7 protein-coding genes are annotated in these 8,210 nt (G+C 76.1%); 2 read left to right on the plus strand and 5 right to left on the minus strand.

What is annotated here, in order from left to right; all coding sequences use genetic code 11:
- The 3 genes from HCN56_RS26665 to HCN56_RS21395 form a co-directional block, all read right to left on the minus strand.
- Positions 1 to 1,186: MATE family efflux transporter (locus HCN56_RS26665; RefSeq protein WP_245246850.1), on the minus strand; the 1,186-nt coding region annotated here is incomplete at its 3' end.
- A 96-nt stretch (positions 1,187 to 1,282) separates the two neighbouring features.
- A complete protein-coding gene (locus HCN56_RS21390; protein WP_209313020.1) occupies positions 1,283 to 3,028 on the minus strand; it encodes a lipopolysaccharide biosynthesis protein in 1,746 nt (581 codons plus the stop codon).
- A complete protein-coding gene (locus HCN56_RS21395) occupies positions 3,025 to 4,353 on the minus strand; it encodes a glycosyltransferase (RefSeq protein ID WP_167973597.1) in 1,329 nt (442 codons plus the stop codon). Before HCN56_RS21395 ends, HCN56_RS21390 begins: the two co-directional genes overlap by 4 nt.
- Before the next feature lie 380 nt (positions 4,354 to 4,733).
- Between HCN56_RS21395 and HCN56_RS21400 the strand changes: the two genes are divergently transcribed.
- Positions 4,734 to 5,198, plus strand: coding sequence for an FAD synthase family protein (locus tag HCN56_RS21400; protein ID WP_167973590.1), 465 nt, complete (start codon positions 4,734 to 4,736; stop codon positions 5,196 to 5,198).
- Here HCN56_RS21400 and HCN56_RS21405 read toward each other — a convergent pair.
- A complete protein-coding gene (locus tag HCN56_RS21405) occupies positions 5,176 to 5,985 on the minus strand; it encodes a CDP-alcohol phosphatidyltransferase family protein (RefSeq protein ID WP_167973591.1) in 810 nt (269 codons plus the stop codon). The genes HCN56_RS21400 and HCN56_RS21405 overlap by 23 nt on opposite strands.
- Positions 5,986 to 6,140: 155 nt before the next feature.
- Between HCN56_RS21405 and HCN56_RS21410 the strand changes: the two genes are divergently transcribed.
- A complete protein-coding gene (locus HCN56_RS21410; protein ID WP_167973593.1) occupies positions 6,141 to 7,100 on the plus strand; it encodes an SCO2278 family lipoprotein in 960 nt (319 codons plus the stop codon).
- A gap of 85 nt (positions 7,101 to 7,185) precedes the next feature.
- On the opposite strand, the gene HCN56_RS21415 is transcribed toward HCN56_RS21410, so the two are convergent.
- The gene (locus HCN56_RS21415; RefSeq protein ID WP_167973595.1) at positions 7,186 to 7,905 is read right to left on the minus strand and encodes a bifunctional DNA primase/polymerase; all 720 of its coding nucleotides are present in this window, start codon (positions 7,903 to 7,905) and stop codon (positions 7,186 to 7,188) included.
- Positions 7,906 to 8,210: the final 305 nt, after the last annotated feature.

Raw genomic sequence — 8,210 nt, forward strand, 5'->3', positions numbered from 1 at the left:
GGACCTGCGGGATGCCCGCGTGCTCCTCCGGTGCCAGCTCGTAGAGGTCCTTGTCGACCGGCTCGGCGGGCTCGATCTTGTTCTTCACACCGTCGAGGCCGGCCAGCAGCAGGGCGGAGAACACCAGCTGGATCGGGAGGGTAGCGCGGGGGCGGACCACTCGGAGGGTGACGAGCCCGCAGACGCCGAGCGCCATCACCGTGTACTGGGCGCCGGTCGCGGGGAGCAGCGCCGCCGCCGCGTCCCAGGTGTCGCCGAGCAGCGCCCGGCCCGCGGCGTCCGGCAGCAGGTACAGCACCGTGCCCCAGCCGGCGGCGAGCAGGGCGAGCGCCCCGGCGGCCAGGGCCGCGGCCCGCGCCTTGTTCTCGTCGGCGTGCAGCCGGTTGAGCTGCGGCGGCCCGAAGCCGGTTGCCGCGTTGAACAGCACGTTCAGCGGCCCGAAGAGGGTGGCGGCGCCGCGCAGGGCGCCGACCGCTAGCGGGTTGGCGAACAGCCCGAGCCCGACGACGGCCAGCTGGGTGCCCGCCTGGCCGACGCCGAACTCCGCCGCGAACCGCCGCCCGAGGTGGTCGCGCCGCAGCTGTGCGGCGAGCGGGGCCGGGCGGGCGCCGCGGGTGGCGCGGGCCAGCAGCACCACGCCGAGCGCCAGCGCGGGCAGCGCCGACACCCCCCACACCAGCACCAGCCGGGCGGGGCCGGCCCCGTCGGGTTGGAGGGCGAGCAGCGGCACGGCGACCGCGAGCCGGCAGAGGTCGGCGGCGAGCGCGCCGTGCGCCGCGCCCAGCAGGGAGAAGCCGTACCGCAGCGCGTCCTGGGTGAGGACGAGCGGCAGCACCAGGCCGAGGGCGGCGAACGCGTCGCCGGTGGCGCCGCCGGCGAGACCGCCCGCGAGCAGGAGGACGGCCCCCGCGGCGGTGGCCGCCACCAGAGTGAACAGCGCGGCGCCGCGCGCCTCGGCGTGCAGCCGGGCGTCCGGTCCGCGCCGCAGCACGAGGGCCTGCCCGGTGTAGGCGGCCGACAGCCCGGTCAGCACGGTGGCGACGGTGTACACGACGGCGAAGGCGGCGAACGCCGCGGCGGTCGACTGCCGGGCGGCGACCACCACGACGAGGATGCCGGTGAGGGCGACGACCCCCTGGTCGGCGACGGAGGCGGCCATCGCCCGGCGGGCCGGCAGCCGCCTCATCGGGCGGCCGCCCGGTGGTGCCCGCCGCCCCGCCGCCCGCCGCGGGCGATGCGACGACCGTGCGCACCGTGCGGTCGCGGGGCGGGCCCGGCGCGGTCAGGCACGCGGGCCGCGGCCGTCGAAGTCGTCGGGGTCGAGTATGCGGAGCCCCATCGTCTCCGAGCCGATGTCCCGGTGGGGGACGGGGACGCGGCTCTCGCCGCCGGGTCGCTGCCGGGGCGGGACCCGACCGGCGCGGGCGCGGGGCTCGGCCTCCAGTTCGTCGTCGTGGAAGTCGTCCTCGGCGTCCTCCTGCCGGTCGCTGCCGCTGCCCCAGGAGTGCAGCACTGCGCCGAGGAGCGCACCGCCGGCGCCGACGACCAGTTCCCGCACCCGGGCCAGGTCGTCGCGGCGCACCTCGTGGGGGTCGCAGACCACCAGGACGCCGTCGACCCGGTCCACCAGGGCGATGGCGTCGGCGTAGGAGAGCACCGCGGGCGCCAGGACCGTGACGACGGCGCCCCGGGTGTCGGCGTGGCCGATGAGGTGGCTGGCGGGCGGGGAGGTCAGGGCGCGCGGCACGTTGCGCACCCGGCGGCCGGGGACGAGGTCGAAGACGCCGGACTCGCCGGCGTCGATCGGCACCCGCAGCCCGGCCGGCCAGCCGCCGTCGTTGCCGGGGGTGGAGACCCAGCCGGGCCGGACGCCGTCCGCGTGCCGGAGCTGGTCGGTGAGGCTGGGCGTCCGCAGGTCGGCCTCGATGAGCAGCGCGTCCATACCCATCTCGGCGAAGGCGGCCGAGAGGTTGACGGAGGTGACCAGCGGTGTCTCGATGGTGCCGCGCGGGGCGACGACCAGCAGCCGGCGGCGGCCGGCGAACGCCTCGTCGTAGGCGAGCCGGAACGCGACCGAGCGGTACTCCTCGGCGAGGCGGCCCTCCGCGAGGAGCTGGCCGGGGGCGGGGCGGTCGGTGCGCGGCAGCACCCCGAGGACCGGGGCCCGCAGCTCGCGGGCGACGTCCCCCGCGGAACGGACGCGCGGGTCGAAGACCAGCCTGATCCAGGCGGCGAGCAGCCCGATGCCGACGCCGACGGCGGTGCCGAGGACCAGCAGCATCACCAGTCCGGGCCCCGACGGCGAGTCGGGCACGGCGGCCCGGGTGATGACCCGGCCGCCGGAGGTGTCCAGGGAGCGCAGCTCGCTGACGCGCGCGTCGATCTCGCCGATGCGGGCCACCACCGCCGCCCGCGAGGCCAGCGCCTCCTCCTGGGCGCGGGTGCCGTCCAGGGCGCCGCTGATCTGCTCCTCGGTCTCCTCCAGCCGCTCCTCCTGGGCGGTGCGCTGCTCCTGGAGCGCACCGGCCATGGAGTCGACGAGGTCCTGGGCGGCGGCCTGCCGGTTGCCGAGGTAGGCGCGCACGAAGGCGTTGGCGCGGCCGGCGGCCGTCTCGGGCTCGGTGGCGGTGTAGGAGAAGCGCAGCACCTCGGTGTTGGGCGGGTTGGTGACCTGGAGGTCCTCCTTGAGGTCGTCCGCCTCGTCCTCGGGTCGGCCGAGTTCGGTGGCGGCGAGCTGGGCGACGGTGTCGCTGACGGCGGTGCGGCGCTCGGACCCCATGGCGACGCGGTCGAGCGAGGTGCCGTCGAACGGGTCGCTGGCCGGGGCGCGGACCACGATCTCGCTGGTGGCGATGTAGGTGTCGCTGGTGGCGACCCCGAGGTAGCCGCCGCCGAGCGTGCCGAGGAGGACGCCGGCGGCGATGAGCAGGCGGTACCGCAGCAGCTGCCGGAACTGGTCGCGCAGCAGGTCCGGTTCGTCGTGGCCGGGGCCGCCGCGGGGCTCCTCGCGTGTCGTGGCCTCCCTCACGGTCGGCTCCCCTTCCCGCCGGGCGGGCCGCCCGGTGCCGGATGCGCGCCGCGGGCCCGCCACGGGAGGCGCCCGGCGGCGGTGCGGTGCGCGGTGGCTCGGTGGTCGGCGCGGTGGCCGGTGGCCCGGTGCTCGCTGATGGCCTCGTCGAGGAGGGCGGAGATCCGGCCGAGTCCGGCCTCGCGTCCCAGGTGCGCCCGAGCGTAGTCGAAGCCGCGGGCGCCCAGGGCGGTCGCGACGGCCGGGTCCTCGGCCAACTCGGCGCCCGCGGCGGCGAGTGCGGCCGGGTCCTCCGGCCGCACCACCCAGCCGGCGTCGGACCGGCGCACCTCCTCGGCGGTGCCGCCGCCGGGGGCGACGGAGGCGATGACGGGCCGCGCGGCCATGAAGTACGAGGTGAGCTTCGAGGGGACGCTCATGTCCAGCACAGACGCCCGCTGGGTGACGACGAGCCCGTCGGCGGCGGCCAGCACGTCGGTGAAGTCGCCGCTGTCGGCCGGCGGCAGGAACTGCACGTTGGGCAACCCGGCTGCCAGAGCAGTGAGATGGGCGCGGCGGCTGCCGTCCCCCATGAGCACCACGTGGAGGTCGGGGCGGACGCGGGCGGCCTCCACCAGCACCTCCAGCCCCTGCTTCAGCCCCATGTTGCCGGCGTGCAGCAGCACGGTGCGCCCGGTCCAGCCGAGGCGTTCCCGGGTCTCCTCCCGGGAGTCGCCGGCGGGCGCGACGTGCGACCAGTTGGGGACCAGGCGGACCTTGTGCGCGGGGACGCCGAGCGCGTGGACGCGCTCCCGGAACGTCTCGTGGATGATGCCGACCAGCGACGCCGCGCGCAGCACGCGCCCCTCCAGCGCGGCGGCGGCGCCCGCGACGCGCCCGCCGCCGGCGATGCCGCTCTGTGCCGCGGCGGCGCCCATCAGGTCCTGCACCACCGGCACGAACGGGGCGGCGTGGCGGCGGGCGAGCCGCGCGGCGAGCACCCCGCCGGCGAGGCTGGGCATCTGCGCGAGGACGGCGTCGGGCCGCCCCATGCGGGGCGGGGCGACCAGTCCGTGGGTGAGGATCGACGCCTCGTACAGTGCCCGGCGCACCGCGGTCTGACGGCGCGGCACGGTGTGGCGGCGGCGATGCACCAGGACGCCGGACCGTTCGTCGGTGGCGCGCCAGCGTCCGCGGTAGGAGGGGTCCGGCCGCCAGGAGGGGTAGTGGGGAATGCCGGCCAGGACGTGCACCTCGGCGCCGCGGTCGACCGCCCAGTGCTCGGCCACCTGGGTGGCGTAGGGGCCGATCCCCGCCTGCTCCGGGGCGTAGTTGGTGGAGACCAGCAGCAGGCGCTCCCGCGGGCGGGCGGTGCTGCCGTCCGGTTGCGGGTGGCGGGCGGGGCCGGGCTCGCCACCGGCCACCGAGTCGACGGAAGTGTCGCGCAAAGTCGTACTCCTCCCCCGGGCTCTGCCTCCCCTGACAGCGCTCCGTGCTCAGACTATCCGCAGAACCGTACGGCGTGTCAGCGTTCTGGGGAGGGCTTGCCCGGGTACGCTGCGCGCCGATCAATCCCGGCCGTCCCGCGGCCGTGCCCCCGGGAGTTGTCCCGATCCCCCGGTGCGCCCGCCCCGCAGCCGCTATCGTCGGGCCCGACAGCGAACTGGCGCGGCACCGGCCCGGGGAGCGCCGGGCGGCCGCGCCGCGAGGACCGGGGGGTCACGCCATGCCGCACACCGTCGGTTACGCGCCCGGGGTCTACGACCTCTTCCACATCGGGCACCTCAACATCCTCCGGCACGCCCGGGCCCGCTGCGACCACCTGGTGGCCGGTGTCGTCTCCGACGAGACGGCGACCGGTATGAAGGGCCGGCCACCGGTGATCCCGCTGGTGGAGCGGTTGGAGATCGTCCGCTCGATCCGCTTCGTGGACGCCGCCTTCGTCGACACCTCCCACGACAAGCTGGAGATGTGGCGGCGGGTGCGGTTCGACGTGATCTTCAAGGGCGACGACTGGCGCGGCACGCCGCGGGGCGACCGGCTGGAGGCGGCGATGGCCACCGTCGACGTCGAGGTCGTCTACTTCCCCTACACCGTGCACACCTCCAGCACCCAGCTGCGCGCCGCCCTCGACGCCCTCGCGGCGCCGACGCCCGGCGGAGCGCCGGTCATCCGCTCCGCGGAGAGTTGACCGGCGCGGGCACCCCGAGCGGGGACGCAGTCGGGGCGGCGCGCGGCGCAACGGCCAGTTCCCGGTACCACTTGGCGAGAAATCCCCCCAGCAGCACCACCGCCGCCAGCGCCAGCGCGGCGTACCCCCACCGGAAGACGGCCGGCGACCCCAGCAGCAGGAACACCAGGCAGACCACCCCGTAGTCCACCGGCAGCAGCGCCACCGCCCGCACGGTCGAGGGCTGCGGCGGGGCAGCGCCCGGGGCGGGGCGCGGTTTGAGCTTCTCGGTCAGCAGACCGCCGCAGTAGGTGGTGACGGCGGCCAGTTGGAAGACGAGCGGCACCAGCAGCCACGCGGGGTGCGGCGGTTCCGCGAACCGGTACCAGGAGATCAGCACCGCCGCGTGCAGGGCGGTGATCTTCACGCAGTCGACGACATGGTCCAGCCACTCCCCGGCGGGACTCGACACCCGGCGCAGCCGGGCGAGTTGGCCGTCGGCGGAGTCGAGGGCGTACCCGGCCACCAGCAGGGCGTACACCCCGACGCCCAGCGCGAGGGACGGCGGGAGCAGCGCGACCAGGGCGATCCCGGCGAAGCTCAGCGCGCCGCTGGCCAGCGTCACCTGGTCCGGCCCCGTCCCGGCCCGGTACGCGGCGGCGGCGAGCACCCTGCCCGCCGGACGGTTCACGTACCGGGAGTACAGCGACACCCCCTTGGCGGACTTCTGCGCCGACCGCAAGCGGCCCAGCGCCTCCCGGAAGCCGACCGGGGGCGCGCCCCCACCGGGCTCCGCCGGAACCTTCATCGCATACCCCCTGGCAGGTCGTCGGCGCCGCGTGCGGCATCATCCCATGGGGAGTTGTCCGCGGGGCGCCGTTCCGATGCGGTGGCCGAAGCGCGTCCGGACCGGCAGCAGCCGGCCGTGCCCGCGGCACACGAGGTGACGGGGAGGGGCCCACCATGCGGGTGCGAGGACGGCTGACGGCTGCCCTGACGGGACTGGCGGTGACGATGTCCCTGGCGGGCTGTGTGACGGTGCGCGGCGAGGAGGCGGTGCTCCCGGCCACCACCGAGGAGGAGGCCGCCGCGGCGCTGGAGCGGTACGCGGAGATCAAGAACGAGGTCAACCCCGCCTATGACGCCGAACTGAACGAGACCGCGGACGCGGGGGCCCTGGCGGCGATCAACACGGCCGGGCACCGCGCGCGCGGCGCGGTCCACCCGGAGGGCAACTCCGGCTACGTTCCGATGGAGTTCGAGGACTCCCGGTTCCACATCCCGCGCCAGGCCGGCTGGCCCAAGCAGTTCGTGGTGGACACCGCCACCAACCGCGGCGACGACCGCTGGCTCCTGGTCTTCACCCGGGACGCCGTCACCGAGGACTGGCGCGCGGCCTACCTGCTGACCTTCGACCCCGACGAGGTGCCGGAGTTCACCCGCGACGAGGACGGCTGGGCCGAGGCGGTACCGGCCGAGGAGTCCGAGGGGCTGGCGATGAGCCCGGCGGAACTCGCCGACGGATACGTGGAGTTCCTCGCCGACGGCGAGGGCCCCTACGAGGACGGCCCGCTCACCTCCGGCGAACGGGAGCGGCGCGAGGAGGCCGGGAACGAGGCGGCCTACGTGGTGCAGTACCAGGACAGCACCGGTGGACGCGCGCACTCGGTGCCGTTCGGCCTCCGCACCGAGGACGGCGCCCTGGTCTTCTTCTCCTCCGAGCACCACGAGAAGCAGACGTGGGCCGAGGGCGAGACCCCCGTCGTCGACGCGTACGTGGAGGCTCTGATGGAGGGCACCGCCTCCCGGGCGGTCACCACCCGCCGGATGAGTGTGCAGGCCGCGCTGCTGCCGCAGTTGGAGGGCGAGGGCGTCGAGGTGGTCTCGCGCGTCTTCGGCGTGGTGTCCGCCTCCGGCGAGTGAGACGGCCGCCCGGCTCCGGTCCGACGGCGCGGCTGGTCGGAGCTGTCGGGCCTCTCGGGCCGGGGCGTGCGCCCCGGCCGGGGGCTCAGCGGCCGTACCAGCCGACCGGCTCGTCGCTGCCGGCACCGCCACCGACCTCGGCGTGGTGGGCGGCGCCCGCGTCGGTGAGCGCTTCGAGCAGCTTCAGCGGCTCCGGCAGCGGGTGCTCGGGGCCCCGCAGCCAACGCACTCCGCCCCCGCCGGGAACGCGCGAGGGCGGCAGCAGCACATAACTGGCGCGGCAGTGCCAGCGCAGCCCCGGGTGCTCGTCCAGGGTCTCGGGGTGGCAGTCCAGCTCACACGGCCACCACTCCTCCTCGTCGTCCGGCGCGCGGGTCTTGGTGAAGAACAGCATCCGGTCGGGGTCGACCACGGCGACCGGGCCCAGCTCCACGCCCTCGGCCTCCAAGCGCGCCAGCGCCACCTCTCCCGCGGCGAGCGGCACGTCGAGGACGTCGTGCACCCGGCCGGTGGGGGTGATCACGTTGGTGGCGGGGTCGGCGTCGAACCAGCGGCCGATGCGCTCGGGGTCGGTGGTCGCCTCCGTCTGCCAGGCGAAGGAGACCGGGTGGCGGCCCGGGGTGGGACAGCCGATGCGCTCGCACGAACACCCGTAGTTCTGCGGGTGGGCGGCGCGGGCGAGCGGGAAGCCGGCCGCGGCGGCGAGCAGGAGTTCGTCACGGCGTCGTGCGGTGGCGGCGTCGGCGGCGGCCGCGTTCCTCGCGCCGCGTCGCAGCCAGCGGGGCATCCTGCTCTCGCGTTCCATGAGCGTGGTACCGCCTCACTTCGTCCGAGGGCCGCCCGCCTCGACCGGGGGGTGGCGACTGGGGCCATCCTGCACTGTGTGGCTGGGGAATGCGTAATCGGACCGGCCCGAAAGGCCGGATGACATGCGTCACCCGCCGTCACCACCGCCTGCCCGACGCGCCGCCGCGCACACCCGGGCGGCCGGTCGGCCAGTGGTGGCGGGCCGGGCGGCCCCGGCCGCGTTCCTCGCGCCGCGTCGCAGCCAGCGGGGCATCCTGCTCTCGCGTTCCATGAGCGTGGTACCGCCTCACTTCGTCCGAGGGC

The sequence above is a fragment of the Streptomyces lonarensis genome (assembly GCF_012033735.1).
GTDB lineage: Bacteria > Actinomycetota > Actinomycetes > Streptomycetales > Streptomycetaceae > Streptomyces > Streptomyces lonarensis.

Bases quoted from the DNA above. Each gene is read 5' to 3' on its own strand.
- HCN56_RS21400 (WP_167973590.1), top strand. From the start codon at position 4,734: ATGCCGCACACCGTCGGTTACGCGCCCGGGGTCTACGACCTCTTCCAC.
- HCN56_RS21405 (WP_167973591.1), bottom strand. From the start codon at position 5,985: ATGAAGGTTCCGGCGGAGCCCGGTGGGGGCGCGCCCCCGGTCGGCTTC.
- HCN56_RS21410 (WP_167973593.1), top strand. From the start codon at position 6,141: ATGCGGGTGCGAGGACGGCTGACGGCTGCCCTGACGGGACTGGCGGTG.
- HCN56_RS21415 (WP_167973595.1), bottom strand. From the start codon at position 7,905: ATGGAACGCGAGAGCAGGATGCCCCGCTGGCTGCGACGCGGCGCGAGG.